The 14,756-nt window shown below is 62.6% G+C and carries 13 protein-coding genes; 8 read left to right on the forward strand and 5 right to left on the reverse strand.

Going from position 1 to position 14,756, the window contains the following annotated elements:
- Positions 1-24: 24 nt before the first annotated feature.
- The 3 genes from CLV45_RS08045 to CLV45_RS08055 form a co-directional block, all read right to left on the reverse strand.
- Positions 25-2,535: a TonB-dependent receptor domain-containing protein gene (locus CLV45_RS08045; RefSeq protein WP_100335846.1), complete on the reverse strand. Its 2,511-nt coding sequence runs from the start codon at positions 2,533-2,535 to the stop codon at positions 25-27.
- Positions 2,536-2,786: 251 nt separating this feature from the next.
- Complete coding sequence (locus CLV45_RS08050) at positions 2,787-3,218, reverse strand: MarR family winged helix-turn-helix transcriptional regulator (protein WP_100335847.1); 432 nt, start codon at positions 3,216-3,218, stop codon at positions 2,787-2,789.
- Between the two features lie 122 nt (positions 3,219-3,340).
- The gene (locus CLV45_RS08055; protein WP_100335848.1) at positions 3,341-4,513 is read right to left on the reverse strand and encodes a serine hydrolase domain-containing protein; all 1,173 of its coding nucleotides are present in this window, start codon (positions 4,511-4,513) and stop codon (positions 3,341-3,343) included.
- A gap of 97 nt (positions 4,514-4,610) precedes the next feature.
- Between CLV45_RS08055 and tsaE the strand changes: the two genes are divergently transcribed.
- From tsaE to CLV45_RS08070, 3 genes are all read left to right on the forward strand, one after another.
- Positions 4,611-5,045 carry a tRNA (adenosine(37)-N6)-threonylcarbamoyltransferase complex ATPase subunit type 1 TsaE gene (gene tsaE / locus CLV45_RS08060; protein WP_100335849.1) on the forward strand — a complete coding sequence of 145 codons (435 nt, stop codon included), beginning with the start codon at positions 4,611-4,613 and terminating at the stop codon, positions 5,043-5,045.
- Between the two features lie 23 nt (positions 5,046-5,068).
- Positions 5,069-6,295: an alanine dehydrogenase gene (locus CLV45_RS08065; RefSeq protein ID WP_100335850.1), complete on the forward strand. Its 1,227-nt coding sequence runs from the start codon at positions 5,069-5,071 to the stop codon at positions 6,293-6,295.
- A 142-nt stretch (positions 6,296-6,437) separates the two neighbouring features.
- A complete protein-coding gene (locus CLV45_RS08070) occupies positions 6,438-7,286 on the forward strand; it encodes a GNAT family N-acetyltransferase (protein ID WP_100335851.1) in 849 nt (282 codons plus the stop codon).
- 107 nt (positions 7,287-7,393) lie between these two features.
- Here the strand turns inward: CLV45_RS08070 and CLV45_RS08075 are convergent, their stop codons facing one another.
- A complete protein-coding gene (locus CLV45_RS08075) occupies positions 7,394-8,317 on the reverse strand; it encodes a flavin reductase family protein (RefSeq protein ID WP_100335852.1) in 924 nt (307 codons plus the stop codon).
- A gap of 323 nt (positions 8,318-8,640) precedes the next feature.
- Here CLV45_RS08075 and CLV45_RS08080 point away from each other — a divergent pair, with 323 nt between their 5' ends.
- The 3 genes from CLV45_RS08080 to CLV45_RS08090 all read left to right on the forward strand — a co-directional run bounded on the left by CLV45_RS08080 (position 8,641) and on the right by CLV45_RS08090 (position 11,703).
- Positions 8,641-9,687, forward strand: coding sequence for an SPFH domain-containing protein (locus CLV45_RS08080; protein ID WP_100335853.1), 1,047 nt, complete (start codon positions 8,641-8,643; stop codon positions 9,685-9,687).
- A complete protein-coding gene (locus CLV45_RS08085) occupies positions 9,684-10,613 on the forward strand; it encodes an NAD(+)/NADH kinase (RefSeq protein WP_100335854.1) in 930 nt (309 codons plus the stop codon). Before CLV45_RS08080 ends, CLV45_RS08085 begins: the two co-directional genes overlap by 4 nt.
- A 151-nt stretch (positions 10,614-10,764) precedes the next feature.
- On the forward strand, positions 10,765-11,703 hold the full coding sequence (locus CLV45_RS08090) for a M28 family peptidase (RefSeq protein ID WP_100335855.1): 939 nt from the start codon (positions 10,765-10,767) through the stop codon (positions 11,701-11,703).
- Between the two features lie 180 nt (positions 11,704-11,883).
- Here CLV45_RS08090 and CLV45_RS08095 read toward each other — a convergent pair whose 3' ends face one another.
- Positions 11,884-12,459: a hypothetical protein gene (locus tag CLV45_RS08095; protein ID WP_100335856.1), complete on the reverse strand. Its 576-nt coding sequence runs from the start codon at positions 12,457-12,459 to the stop codon at positions 11,884-11,886.
- Between the two features lie 97 nt (positions 12,460-12,556).
- Here CLV45_RS08095 and CLV45_RS08100 point away from each other — a divergent pair, with 97 nt between their 5' ends.
- Together CLV45_RS08100 and CLV45_RS08105 are read left to right on the forward strand one after the other, a co-directional pair.
- Entirely contained in the window at positions 12,557-12,985 is a 429-nt protein-coding gene (locus CLV45_RS08100) for an IS1/IS1595 family N-terminal zinc-binding domain-containing protein (RefSeq protein WP_100335857.1), read from the forward strand.
- 146 nt (positions 12,986-13,131) lie between these two features.
- Positions 13,132-14,619 carry an MFS transporter gene (locus tag CLV45_RS08105; protein ID WP_100335858.1) on the forward strand — a complete coding sequence of 496 codons (1,488 nt, stop codon included), beginning with the start codon at positions 13,132-13,134 and terminating at the stop codon, positions 14,617-14,619.
- Positions 14,620-14,756 lie beyond the last annotated feature (137 nt).

A 14,756-nucleotide genomic window follows, 5' to 3' on the forward strand; every position in this document is an offset into this window, starting at 1 on the left:
CTGGCAGAACTGTAACCGGTTAATTTAGGAGCCCCCGGCGCGGCGCTTTTCGTCTTCGGCCCCGCCGCTGCGGCGCCGGGCCGGCGCCAGTTTATCATTGCCGAAGCGGTAGGAGAAGGCTAGGGTGGCCACCCGGAAGTCGCCGCGCTGGTAGAAGCGCTCCACGTAGTTGTCGTAGGTGGAAGTGGCCCGGATGGCGCCGGTGTAGAAGGCGTCGGTTACGTTGAGCTTGAGGTTGGCTTTTCGTTCCCAGAGGCTTTTCTGAATACCAAAAGCCACCTGCCCATAAGGGCGGGTATCGAAGAAGCCCGACAGCTCCCGCGACTGGTAGTTGGCGTTCAAATCGGCGCTCCAGCCTTTGCCGAAGGTGAACGTGCTGTTGCTGCTGAGCGAAAAAGCCGGCCGGGCGCTGCTGCGGTCCAGGGTGGTGCCGGCAATGCTGCCCACGTAGCGGTTGTAGTAGAGCACCCCGTTGTTGTACACGTTCCACCACTTGGCCAGCTCCACCGGGGCCGTCAGGGTAAGGGCGTAGTAGTACTGGGTGCCCAGGTTCTGGCTCGTCGATACCACGATGCGGCTGTTGGCGTTTTCGGGCTGTACGGTGCCCACGATGGGGTCGGAGGTGCGGCTGTAACTCAGGCCCAGGCTGTATTTCTGCTTGTAAGTGTGGGTCAGCTCCACGTTGTAGCTGGTCTGGGGCTTGAGCCGGGGGTTACCCGCGCCGTAGGTCGTCGCGTCGATGTAGGAGCGGAAGGGGTTGAGCTGCCCGTAGCCCGGCCGGTCGATGCGGCGGCTCAGCGACACGGACGTTTCGTGCTGCTCGGTGAAGGTGTGCTTGACGGCTGCGCTGGGGAAAAGCTGGAAGTAGTTGCGGTTGAAGTTGGCGTCCTCCGTAGCGTTGTCCGACTTGCCCACGCCCTTGGTTTGCTCCCCGCGCAGGCCCAGCTGCAGGGTCCAGCCGGGCAGGGTCTGGTTGTAATTCACGTAGCCCGCGTTGATGTTCTCGTCGTAGCGGAAGCGGTTCGACAGGTTCGCGTCGCGCACCAAATAATCCAGGCTCACGGCGCCGGAAGCGGGGTCCACGAAGGGAATGGTAAACTCCACGTCGTTGTCGGAGTGCACCCAGCTGACTTTGCCGCCCAGGTCCAGCCGGGCCTTTTTGGTGAGCGGGTGGGTGTAGTCGGCCTTGATGGACTGAATCGTGAGCAGGCCTTCCTGGTCGCCGTTGCGGCGGGTCAGCAGCTCCACCGGCTCCCGGTCCTGGTAGGTAGTCAGGTACTGCAGGCGGCGGGTGTCGTAGCGGGCGTAGTCGGCGTCGGCCGTCAGCTCCCGGGTGCCCACCGAGTCCTTAAAGGTGTGCTTGAAGTTGAGGTTGCCGGCCACGTTGGGAAACGTAGCTTCCCGGTTGTTGGTCGAGTTGTAGCCCCGCAGGGCATTACCCGCGGCGTCGGTGCGGGTCGTCAAGTTGCTGCCGCGCTGGGTGTTGCGGTTTTGCAGCCCGTTGACGGTTACGCCCACCACGGTTTGCTCCGAGAGAGTGTAGTCCAGGCCGGCTTTCCAGGTGTGGGAGACGTTGTGGCCCGCCCCGTAGTTGTCCTGGTCGGTGCTGCCATCGTAGGCCTTGCCCTGGTCGGTGGGGCGGTAAAAGTCGCGGTGAATGGTCAGGGCCCCATAGTTGCGGCGGTCGGCGAAGGTGTAGGAGCCGAAGGTGTTGGTTTTCTTGGTGCGGTGGTTTAGCGTCAGGCCCGAGGTGAAGCGCCCGAAGCGGCCGTGCCCGTAGCTGCTGCTCAGGCTGCCGTTGGTGCCCACGCGCTGGTCTTTTTTAAGGTTGATGGCAATGATGCCGGCGCTGCCCTGGGCCTCGTACTTGGCCGGCGGGTTGGTGATGAGCTCAATGCTCTTGAGCTGCTCGGCCGGCAGGGCCCGCAGGTAATCGGCCAGCTCGGCGCCCGTCATGGGCTGGCGCTTGCCGTCGATGAGCACCAGCACGCCCTGCCGCCCGCGCAGCCCGATGTTGTCGTTGCCGTCCACCGTCACGCCCGGCGAGCGGCTGAGCACATCCAGGCTGGTGTTGCCGGCGGCCAGCGTCGAGCCCTCCACATTCACGATGGTGCGGTCGGCTTCCCGCTCAAACAAGGGTTTCTGGCCCACCACCTGCACTTCCTTGAGCGTAGTAGCGCCGCTGGCGGCCAGGGTCAGCACCGGCAGGGCCACGGTTTCGGCCCCGGCCGTGAAAACCTTGCTCCAGGTGCGCACAAAGCCCACCTGCGAGGCCGAGACGAGGTAGGCGCCGGTGGGCGTCTGCTCGAAGCGGAACGTGCCCTTCTCGTCGCTGAACTCCGACTTGACCACCGTCGAGTCGGTGGCCCGGTGCAGAGTCACGGTGGCGTAGTCGATGGGCGCGCCGCTGGCCCCGGCCAGCTGACCAGTCACGGTGGTGCGGGTTTGGGCCAGGGCCGGGGCGCTCAGCAGCAAACTGCCGAGCAGCAGCAGGAGGGAAGGCTGCGGGAGCCGTCCGGGGTAGTGGAGTTTCATGGATAAAGCAGGGTTGAGGCTAACGCGCTGAGAATTCAGCCACCGGCCCGCGAAAGAGAGCCGTCGGCGTTAAGCAGAAAACGTTCGTGGCTACTGGGTGGGCCGGCCGGGCCCACCGCCCCGCTACCCGCGGCCGACGGGAGAGGAGAAGCAGTACGAATTATTTCGTATCAAACATACGAAGACTTTCGTATATTCAAATGACGGGATGAATATTTTTCCTTCTGCCGCCTTCCTGCTGTTGCCAGAAGCTAGGAAGTTGGCGTACAGTTGCGGTAAATGCGTTCCAGTAGGGTCTGGAGCACAGCCGTATCGGCGTCCGAGAGTCCCTGCAGCGCAATGCCGCGATTGTTGAGCACGATGGGCTGCACCGCGTCCAGAATCCGCTGGCCTTCTTCGGTCACGCGCAGCTGGGTGCGGCGCCCGTCGTAGGCCAGGGCTTCGGCCGCCAGCAGTTCGCGTTGGGTGAGCAAGCGGATGATGCGGGCCACGGAGGCCTGGTCCTTAAAGACCCGGTCGCCGATTTCGGTTTGGGTCAGGTCGTCGTTTTCCAGAATCACGCGCAGCACCAGCCACTGGTCGATGGTAATGGCGATGCCCGCCCGGTCGATGTTGGCCTGGGCAAAGCGCCGGTATTGCTTGATAGCCTTATCGAGCGAGTAGAAGAGAACATTAGAGAGCATGAGGAAGAAATCCAGCGGTGATAAATAGATGTATGATATATCATGAAGGTTGCCTCATGACGCAAATATTTTTCTTCAGCCGAAGAAAAGAACAGCAGGCCGGGGGGTAGGCGGCGTTCAAGCTACCCGTTTTTAAGAGCGCCCAACACCCGCTTGATCAACTCGTTGGGGCTGCCGTTGTGCCAGCGCCACACAATCACCAGGTCGTGCTCGGGGTCAACCCAAATCGTGTTGGAGCCCGCGCCCAAGGCGGCGTAGCTCGTGGCCGGGGCGTCGGGCCAGGCCTTGCGCTGGGAGTTGAGCCACCAGAGGTAGCCGTAGTCGGGGCCGGGGCCGCCGGGCGTGGTGGCCTGCTGCACCCAGGCCGCGGGCACTACTTGCCGGTCTTGCCAGCGGCCCTGGCGCAGAAACAGGTAGCCGAATCGGGCTTCGTCGCGGCTGCTGATCCAGAGGCCCCCGCCCCAGCGCGTGCCCCCGCTCACGGAGGCCATGGGCTGGCCGTCGATAAGCACGGTGGAGTTGCGGTAGGGCACCCACTGCCAGGATGAGGAAGCGCCGATGGGCTGCATGATTTCGGAGCGGAACACCTCGGGCAGGGGCCGGCGCCAGAGCTCCAGCAGCGACAACGAGAAGCGGTTGATGCGCACGTCGTTGTATTCGTAGTAGGTGCCGGGCTCCTGCAGGGTCCGGGGTTTTCGCTCGCCTTTGCCGAAGGCCTCGTGGCCCACGAAATCGGCGTTTTTGCCCCACATCGAGCCTTCCCACTCACTGCTCTGGCGCACGTGGTGTTCCCAGGTCACGCGGCGGTTGTGGTCGGAATCGTAGCCGCCGTCGTGAATGTCCTTGCTCACCGGGTCGTGAATGTCCTTGATCAGGCCCTTTTCCAGGGTCAGGCCCAGCAGGGTGGACAGCACGCTTTTGGCCACGCTGTAGGTGGGGTCGGCCTGCTCGGTGTTGCCCCACTCGGCCACGATGTAGCCGTGGCGCAGGATCAGGCCGTTGGTAGCGGCCCGGGAGGCGGGCAGTGGGCCCAGGGGCGTGCCGAAGATTTCGGCCTGGGTAGCGAAGTTCGGGGTCATTTGGGTCGTTTCCTGCTCCTGGGCCCAGGCTACGGCCTGCTGCAGGCGGGCGGCGTCGAAGCCGGCTTTTTCGGGCTTTTGGCGCTGCCAGCGGTTGCCCGGGCCGGGGTAGTAGGCCGCAGCCGGGGCGCCCGGGGCCGTCGGTTGGGTGGGGCGGGAGCAGGCCAGCACGGGCAGCAGCAGGAGCAGCGGCAGGTAGGAGCGGAGCGGTTTCATAGACGGGCAGCGAAAAGCGAGGCCCGGCAAGCTACGAAACCTAAAGCTGGGCGGAGCCGCGCAGAATGCTAAACTTGCGCCCTCAAACCCTGTTGCTATGTCCGTGACTGAAATTACAATTCCGACGCTAGCGGCGTTGCCCCAGGCCGCTGCCCAGCTGGTACCCCTGCTGGCGGGCCACTCCATTGTGGTGCTGGAGGGCGAAATGGGGGCGGGCAAAACGACCTTCACCAAGGCCCTGTGCCAAGAGCTGGGCGTGCAGGACGACGTGAGCAGCCCCACCTTTGCCCTCGTTAATGAGTACCGCGACGGGCAGAACCAGCCGATTTACCACTTCGACTTCTACCGGATTGAGGACCCCGCCGAGGCCGAAAACATTGGCGCGCTAGAGTACTTCGATTCTGGCTATCTTTGCCTGATAGAGTGGCCAAGCCGCGTGGAGGCGCTTTTGCCCCCGAAGAGGCTGCTCGTCACGCTCACCGTGACCGGGCCCGAGTCGCGCCTGCTGCGCCTCGAAGCCCTGACCGACTGAGCCGCTGAACCCTTACCTGCCCAATGCCCGAAGCAATACCCCCCGGATTTGAGTCGCTGGCCACGAGCCGCGCTTACTTCACCCAGGAATCCATGCTGGCCGTGGAAACGCGCAAGCGCAAGCTGTTTATCGGCCTGCCCCGGGAAACCTCGTTGCAGGAAAACCGCATCTGCCTGACGCCCGAAGCCGTGAAGCACCTCGTGAACGAGGGCCACGAGGTGGTCATGGAAAGCGGGGCCGGGGAGCCCAGCAAGTACTCCGACCACGACTATAGCGAGGCTGGGGCCACCATTGCCTACTCGGCCAAGGAAGTGTACGAGGCCGACATCATCCTGAAAGTGGCCCCGCCCACCCAGGAGGAAATCGACTACCTGAAGGCCAACCAGACCCTGATTTCGGCCCTGCAGTTTGGCTCGCTCACGGCCGAGTACATCACGGCCATTCTGCGCAAGAAGGTGAATGCCATCAGCTTCGAGCTGATTAAGGACCCCTCGGGGGCCCGGCCGGTGGTGCGGGCCATGAGCGAAATTGCGGGCTCCACCGTGATGCTGGTGGCGGCCGAGTACCTGGCCCGCTCCAACGAGGGCAAGGGCGTCATTCTGGGCGGTATTACCGGCGTGCCCCCGTCCCAGGTCGTGATTCTGGGCGCGGGTACCGTGGCCGAGTACGCGGCCCGCGCCGCCACCGGTCTGGGCGCCGAGGTGAAGGTGTTCGACAACCACCTCTACAAGCTGCGCCGGCTCAAGCAGAACCTGGGCACGATGCTCTACACCAGCACGCTCGACACGTTCGTGCTCAACCAGCAGATTCGGCGGGCCGACGTGGTGATTGGGGCCCTGAACGCCGAGGAAGGCCGGATTCCGTTTATGGTGCCCGAAAGCGTGGTGGCCAGCATGGCCCCCGGCTCGGTCATTATCGACGTGAGCATCGACCAGGGCGGCTGCTTCGAAACCTCGGAAATGACCAGCCACAGCAAGCCCGTGTTCCGCAAGTACGACGTGGTACACTATTGCGTGCCCAACATTGCTTCCCGCGTGCCGCGCACCGCTACCAACGCCCTGAGCAACATCTTCACGCCCATTCTGCAGGAAATCAGCCAGCACGGGGGCATCAACGAGGTCCTGTTCACCAACGAGCATTTCCGCTCGGGCGTCTACGTCTACAAAGGCTCGTTGACTAACGCCTCGATAGCCAAGAAATTCAACATGCGCTACAAGGAGCTGGGCCTGATGATAGCCGTGCGGAATTAAGTCTGAACCACGGATTGGCTGCGCCGAACTCCGTTTCCGGCGGGTTTTCCGGATTAAATGGATTTCGTAGCCGGTAGAGTACTGCAAAGCCTGCGCTTCGGTGCGGGCTTTTTGCTTTTTTAGCGGCCTCAATGTTACTCCTATGTATTCTACCCCCAATCCCGTGCTGCTCACCGCCCGCCCCGTTCTGGACTTCCCCTCCGCCCAGGTCACCGAGGCCATGAACCGCTCCTTCGAGGAGTACTTCGTGCCGCTGGTCTTCACGCCCGAAACCTTCGAGCGGCGCTTCCGCTCCGAGCACCTCGACGCCCAGGCCAGCAAGCTCTGGTTTGCGGGGGAAGAGCTAGTGGGCCTGGTGCTGATTGCCCGGCGCGGCTACACGAGCCGGGTGGCGGCCATGGGGTTGGTGATTGATGCCCGGGGCAAAGGCTACGGCAAACAGATGCTGCAAGCGGCCCTCGACGAAGCCCGGGCCCGCCACGACCGGAGCATGCTGCTGGAAGTATTCGTGCCCAACGAGCGGGCCCGCCGCCTCTACGAGCGGCTGGGCTTCCGCAACACCCGGGAGCTGTTCACCTTCCGCCGTGAGCCTCAGCCGGTGGAAGTTGCCGCTCAACTCACTGAAGTCGACCCGCGGCAGGTGGCTTATCTGGTGGCCCGGGAAGCTGCCGAAAACCTGCCCTGGATGTTTGCGGCCGAGTCGCTGATGGCGGCTTCGGCGCCCACCCGGGCGTTTTCATTGGATGACAAAGCCTTCGTAATACTGCGCCCCGAAGCAGAACGCACCTTGGTACAGACCGTTATTGTGCCTAAAGCCCACCGGCGGCAGGGCTGGGGCCGCCGGCTGCTGCAGGCCGTGGAAACCGCCTTTCCCGGTCCGCCGCTGACGATGCCGATGGTAACCCAGGGGCCGGGCTACGACTTTCTGTGGGCCGCCGGCTGGGAGCCCCTGGAGTTGGCGTTGTTTGAAATGGAGTGCCCATTGGCGTAGAGACGCCTATTCGCGTCTCGTCGTTGAACGATGGGAACTGCCTAAAGCAAACAACGTCAGCAACGATTGAGACGCAAATATGCGTCTCTACACCACGCTTACAGATTCTACTCGGCCAGCAGCAGCACTTTCCAGGCTTCGAGCAGCTTGCCTTCCTCCAAATACTGCTTGCCCAGCAGCGTCAGGTGCTGCTTGAGCTCCTGGGGCTGGGACTGGTACTTGTTGAGCGTGTAGGCCACCAGGGGTTCCTGCCGAAACTCGGCGACCTGCGCGGGCGTGGGCAGGGCTTCGCGCTCAATGTTGCCGAGGCGGCCCAGGTTGTTGCCGGTCAGCAAATCGGAGGTGCGCAGGTGCTCGGGGAGCTGGTCGTAGCCGATGCCCATGTTGCGGTTGGGCTTGGGCACTTCAAACAGGCTGCTGCCCGAAGCGCGGCAGTACCAGTCGCCGCCGAGGCGGGCAATGGCGTCGAGCTTGAAAGGGTCGATACCGGTGCCGCTGGGCAGCACGATATCCTCGCGAAAATGGGCCAGCACCACCCGGCAGACGACCAGGTTGCCGGCCCCGTTGTTCTGGCCCAGCTCAATGACTTGCTCGACCACGCACTCGAAGGCGGCTGGGGCTTCGGCCACCCGCGGGGGCTTCACCTTCTGGCTCGGTACCTGGGTAAAACCCGCTTTCACGAACTCATTAACGCCCTTTTCATACTCGGTGCTGGCCAAGGACATTTGCTCGACCATGGCGTAGTCGCAGATGTGGATGACGACTTCGGGCACCTCGCGCACGTTTTGCAGAGTATGCTTCTGCGAGTTGTCGCGCACCCGGTTGGCGGGCGAAAACACCAGGATGGGCGGGTTGGAGCCGAAGCAGTTGAAGAAGCTGTAGGGACTCAGGTTCACGCTACCATCGGCCGAAATGGTGCTGGCAAACGCCACCGGCCGCGGGGCCACGGCCCCCACCAGAAACGGGTGCAGCTCACTGGGCTTGATAACGGCGGGGTCGATGGTGCGGAAGGAAGCAGGGGCGGTGGGCATGCGGGCGGGGCTGGGTTAGGCGGGCGAAGTTCAGGGTTTGCGGGCAATTAGTTGTTTCGTCTAATCGTCATGTCGACCAACGGGAGACATCTCGCGTGCTGTCGGTGTCAAACTATCTGTCATTTTCTGTTTGTCATCCTGAGCAGTGCGAAGCAAAGGGAAGGACCTTATAACAGCTGAACGACTATCGTAACAACGACTCGTGCTAGCGTGGTAAGGTCCTTCGCAGGCTCAGGATGACAGTTGCTTACAGCAAACAACCCCACAATATTCTCAACTATGGATACTTTTACCGTCGTGCCAACCCCGTCAACCACCTGTTTATGTTCGGAATAAACCATATCAAGTTCGACTCGATGACCTACGCCATTCACTTCAAGAATGGCCGCATTGCGAAGGAGGGGCGGGGGTTGTCGTTCTATTATTTTGGGCCCAACAGCTCGATTGTGGCCATTCCAATGGGCAGCAACGATTTGCCCTTCATCTTCAACGAAACCACCCACGACTACCAGACCGTCTCGATTCAGGGCCAGATAACCTACAAGGCCGGCAACCCCAAGCAGCTGGCCGAGGTGCTCGACTTCACCGTCGACAGCCGGGGCGTCTACAAGAAAAACGACCTGGAAAAGCTCCACCAGCGCATCGTCAACGAGGCCCAGACGGCCACGGCCACCTTCGTGCAGAGCCTGGGCCTGAAGGACGCCATGCGGGCGGCCAAGGCCATTGAGGTCAACATCGTGGAGGGGCTGGCCGCGTCCCGGGCCGTGGGGCTGCTGGGCATTGAGGTGCTGGGCGTGAATATTCTGGCCGTGAAGGCCACCCCCGAAATGGGCCGGGCCCTGGAAACCGAAACCCGCGAAAAGCTGCAGCAGGAAGCCGACCAGGCCGTCTTTGAGCGCCGCAACTTTGCCGTGGAGCAGGAGCGTAAAATCCGGGAGAGCGAGCTGAACACCGAAATTGCGGTGGAGGAAAAGAACAAGCAGATTGCCGAGAAGAAAATCGAGGGCGAGATGCAGCGGGCCGCCAGCACCCGGCAGCTGCGCGAAATGCAGGTCCAGGCCGACATTGCCGTGGAGGAGCAGCGCAAGCAGCTCATCGAGCAGAACGCCGAAAACCAGCGCCGCGAGGCCGACACCCGCGGCTACGTGCTCGAAACCACCCTGCGGCCCTACAAGGACATGGACTGGAAGCTGCTGGTGGCCCTGAGCAACAACCCCGACCCTAAGTTCAACATTGCCCTGGCCTTCCGGGAGCTGGCCGAAAACGCCGCCAAAATCGGCACCCTCAACATCTCGCCCGACTTGCTCGACTCCCTCGTCAGCGACGCCCCCGACCAGCCCCGGCCCCAGAACCCGCAGAATAGACGATGAGCAGCGGCATCGACTACGCCATTCTGGTGCGCAACAAAACCCGGCTGGAGCAGCTCATCGAGCGGTTTAATACCAAGGCCCAGGCCCGGTTCTACATCGAAAGCCTGGGCGGGGAGTTTGCCGACTACGAGCGGGAAAATGACCGGTTTCAGGAGTCGTTTTCCCTGGTGCAGCGCCGCCTTTCATCCGTGGTGAAAAACAAGCTGGTGGAGCGGGCCTTTTTGCCCTCGTTCCTGTTCAACCCCAAGCAGCTGGTGGTCGTGGTGGGGCAGGATGGGCTGGTGGCCAACACGGCCAAGTACGTGGGCGGCATCCCCATTATTGCCGTGAATCCCGACCCGGAGCGCTACGACGGGGTGCTGCTGCCCTTCACGCCCGATGATTTTCTGCGGGCCGTGGAGCGCGTCATGGCCGGCAAGCACCAGGTGCGGGAAGCGGCCCTGGCCGAAGCCCGCCTCAACGACGGGCAGCGCCTGCTGGCCTTCAACGACCTCTTTATCGGGGCCGCCTCCCACGTATCGGCCCGCTACCGGATTGGCTACCAGGATGAGGAGGAAAGCCACTCCTCGTCGGGCGTCATCGTTTCCACCAAGTCGGGCTCGACGGGCTGGCTGAGCTCCATCTTCAACATGACGGCCGGCATGCGGCGGTTTCTGGACTCGGATGAAGTGCCGACGGCCCAGCCCGCGCTGGCCGAGAATGAGCTGATGTTCGTGGTGCGCGAAGCCTTCCAGAGCAAGCGCACCCAGGCCGGTATTACGGCCGGCATCCTGGGCGAATACGAGCCGCTGCTCATCGAGTCGTTCATGCCCGCCAATGGGGTTATCTTCTCCGACGGCGTGGAAACCGACTTTCTGCAGTTCAACGCCGGGGCTATTGCCACCATTAGCGTAGCCCCGGAAAAGGCCCGGCTGGTGGTAAAATAGGGGTAGAGACGCATGCTTGCGTCTCAGTCGTAGCTGACGTTGTTGGATTGACGTTGAAGCGGGTCGATTCTACTCGTGCAACGATTGAGACGCAAATAGGCGTCTCTACTGCGGGCGGGGCTCTTCATTCGTCTGCTGTCATCGTCATCTTATGCTTTATCTGAAACGCTTCGTAGCGGCACTGCTGCCCGGGCTCCTGGGGGCTTCCTTGGCTACGGCCGGCCCGGGCGCTTTGCCGGCCGACACCCTGCGGCTGCGCCAGCACCTACTGGCCCTCACTGGCACGCCCCAGCCCCGCAACTACCAGCACCTGCCCAGCCTCAACCAGGCCGCGGGCTATATCCAACAGCAGCTGCAGGCCGCCGGGGCCCGGCTCAGCGAGCAGCCCTACGCGGTGCAGGGCAATACCTACCGCAACGTACTCGGCTCCTTTGGCCCCGAAAATGGTCCCCGCCTCATCATTGGGGCCCACTACGACGTGTGCGGGGAGCAGCCCGGGGCCGACGACAACGGCACCGGCGTGGCCGCTTTGCTGGAGCTGGCCCGCCTGCTGGGCCAGCAGCCCAGCTTGCCCTACCGTGTGGATCTGGTGGCCTACACGCTGGAAGAGCCGCCGTTTTTCCGCACCAAGCACATGGGCAGCTACGTGCACGCCAAGTCCCTGCACGATGCGGGAGTGGCCGTGAAAGGCATGGTAGCCCTGGAAATGCTGGGTTACTACGACGACCGGAAACACACCCAGGATTACCCCGTGGGCCCCTTGAAGCTGGTGTACGGCAGCCGGGGCAACTACGTGACGGTGGCTCAGAAATTCGGCAACGGGCGCTTCGGCCGGCAGTTTGCCCGCCGCTATAAAGCCCAGGCGGCGCTGCCCGTGAAGCGCTTCAAGGCCCCGGCCTGGCTGCCCGGCATCGACTTTTCCGACCACCTCAACTACTGGCAGTTCGACTACCCCGCCGTGCTGCTCACCGACACCGCCTTCTACCGCAACAAGCACTACCACGAGCCCACCGACACGCTGGACCGACTCGATATGCGTCGTCTGGGGTTGAGCGTGGAAGCCCTGCTGGCGGTAGTGCTGGGGCTGTGAGGAAATGACTTAGAACGGCCTATATAATAGGATTTATTGAAGCCAGGGGCTAACTAAAAGCGCCGCGCAAGGTGGCTGGTAGATGGCTAGAAGGTCCCAACTTTTTGGCTGGTAGCCGGCTCGAAGCCCGAAGTTGATTTCTTGGATTATATCTGGGGTCCTGGGAGAAGCCGGCTCAACTCACTTGGGAAACTGGCCCACCCACACCCAGCCAATCTGGACAATTAAGTATTGCTCTCCATCCTCGGCGGTATGAAAGCGGTGCGGGCGGCGCAGTTCGTGGGCCGGCCAGCCGTTGGGGTAGTCGAAGGTGTCGAGCCACTCCTCGTGCGCGTGCGTCGTCCAGCTGAGGTGGTCGGCGCCGGGCAGCTGTTGGTACTCGGGCGGCAGGGGCGGAGCGTCGGGCACGGCCGGGCCAAACACGTCCTGGTACCACGGAATCCGCTCCTGAATGCCAGCCACCACCTGGGAGGTGTGGGCAAAGTCGGCTTCCGTGAGCCAGACGGCCAGGTAAAACGGCCCCGCCTGCCGTGTGAGCTGCCCCTGCCACTGCCCGAAGGTGCGCAGCAGCTTTTGCGCGGCCAGCTGCCGCACGGCTTTGGGCAGGCGCTGGCCGTGCCAATGCCAGGCGCCCAGGCCGAGCTTGGCGTAGTCGTAGTGGCTGCGGAACAACTCGGCCGCGTCCAGCGGGCTATGGTGGGCGCAATCCTGCTGCAGCCCGCGCAGCTTACGGCGGTAGCCCCGAATTTTCTTCATGACCAGCAGAAATATGGGGTAACGGAAGGCTGCTAAACGGAGTATAGACTTGCTAACTACCTATAGCTTTCAGCCGTTCACAGCGTTTAAACCGAATATGGACCAGATCATCTGCCCCAAGTGCCAGCACAAGGACGCTACCAAGAGCGGCATTATCGCGGGGCGGCAGCGCTACCGGTGCAAGAACTGCGGCTACCATTTCACGGTGGCCAAGATAGGCAGGGAAGTCAATACCTACTATGTGGTCAAGGCCCTGCAGCTGTATCTGGAAGGCGTGAGCTACCGCGAGATTGAGCGGCTGCTGGGGGTGAGCCACGTGAGCGTGATGAACTGGGTGAAAAAGTACGCCGTGCAGGCCCCGCGCCAAACCGAAGCCCGGCCCACGTCCCAGGTGCTGAGCCTGAGTGAGTTGCAGGCCTATTTCCAGCAGCCCGAAAACCTGGTGGGCGGGGGCACGGTCGTTACCGAGGCCGGCGACAAGTTTCTGGTGATGCGCTGGGAAGGGCCCAGCGGGAAAAAAAGCTAGGCCGGCAGGAGGGCACGGGAGTCCGGAACCGGATTTTTCCCTTTACTTGGGGGAGAAGCCTAGCCTAGCAGGCTGAGGTTGAAAATCTTGTTCTTCCCGTGGTTAAGGCCAGGTGCCGGCCCGCTCATCTCAACCAATTCCCGCTTATGGCACTCGGCCTCGATACGCCCAGCCCCAACCTCACTACCTCCGCTGACGCCGACGCGCCGGTGGCCCACGACAACAACGCCGTCGAAACCGGCAAAATCTGGCAGGTAATTACCGCCTCCTCGGTGGGTACCGTCATCGAGTGGTACGACTTCTACATCTTCGGCTCGTTGGCAGCCATTATCGGGCCGGTGCTGTTTGGCTCGGCTGGTAAGCCCGAGGAAACCCTGCTGGGCATGCTGGCCGTGTTTGGCGCCGGCTTCGTAGTGCGGCCGTTCGGGGCGCTGTTCTTCGGCCGCGTCGGCGACATGATCGGGCGTAAGTACACCTTCCTGCTCACCCTGCTCATCATGGGCGGCTCCACCGTCGTCACCGGTCTGATTCCGAGCTACGACAAAATCGGGCTGGCGGCCCCGCTCATCGTGCTGGTGCTGCGCTTGTTGCAGGGGCTGGCCCTGGGTGGGGAGTACGGCGGGGCCGCCACCTACGTGGCCGAGCACGCCCCCGACAAGCGCCGGGGCTACTTCACCAGCTTCATTCAGATTACGGCCACCGGCGGGCTGATTCTGAGCATCCTGGTCATCGTCATTACCCGCAAGCTGACGGGGGAGGCGGCCTTCAAGGAGTGGGGCTGGCGGGTGCCGTTTCTGCTCTCGGCTTTGCTGGTGGTAGCTTCCTATTACATCCGGCTCAAGCTGCACGAGTCGCCGCTGTTTGCCAAGGCCAAGGCTGAGGGCAAAACCAGCAAGAGTCCGCTGCGTGACTCCTTTCTGAACCCGGTAAACCGCCGCCTGGTGCTCGTAGCCCTGTTTGGCGTCACGATGGGACAGGGCGTGATATTCTACACCAGCCAGTTTCAGGCCTATTCCTTTATGCAGAACACCCTGAAAATGGACCTCGTCGACGCCAGCATCGTGCTGGTGACGGCCATGCTGCTGGCCACGCCGCTGTTCGTGTACTTCGGCAGCCTTTCGGACCGCATCGGGCGTAAGCGCATCATCATGACCGGCATGCTCTGCGGGGCGCTGTTCACGGTGCCCTTGTTCTACGGCATCCAGGCCTTTGCCGGTCCGCTCACCGAAGTCACGCCCGCCACCGTGGATGCCGCCGGCAAGGCCGTGCCCGCCGTCATGAAAGCCCTGAACCCCAACCTGCCGGCCATCATTGCCCTCACGTTTTGCCTGGTCTTGTTCGTGACGATGGTCTACGGGCCCATTGCGGCCTACCTCGTGGAGCTGTTCCCGACCAAAGTGCGCTACACGTCCCTGTCGGTGCCCTACCACATCGGCAACGGCGTGTTCGGGGGCTTCGTGCCGCTGGTAGCTACCTGGATTTCGGTGTGGGCCGCCACCCAGCCGGCGGGCACGTTCTGGAAAGACCACAGCAGCCTCTCCGGCCTGATTTACCCGGTCGTTATTGCCCTGGTCTGCTTTGTGGTGGGCATCAAGTATATGAAAGACGTGCGCAACGTGCGGATTATGGATTAGCGGGCAGATGTTGTTTGTTCTGTCATGCTATGCTTGATCCGGCGTCCGCGCAGCGGAGCGAAGTCGAAGCATCTCTACCGCAGTAGTACTTTCTTCGTCTGTCATCCTGAGCAAAGCGAAGGACCTTCCTGGCCTGA

The organism is Hymenobacter chitinivorans DSM 11115, assembly GCF_002797555.1.
Classification (GTDB): Bacteria; Bacteroidota; Bacteroidia; order Cytophagales; family Hymenobacteraceae; genus Hymenobacter; species Hymenobacter chitinivorans.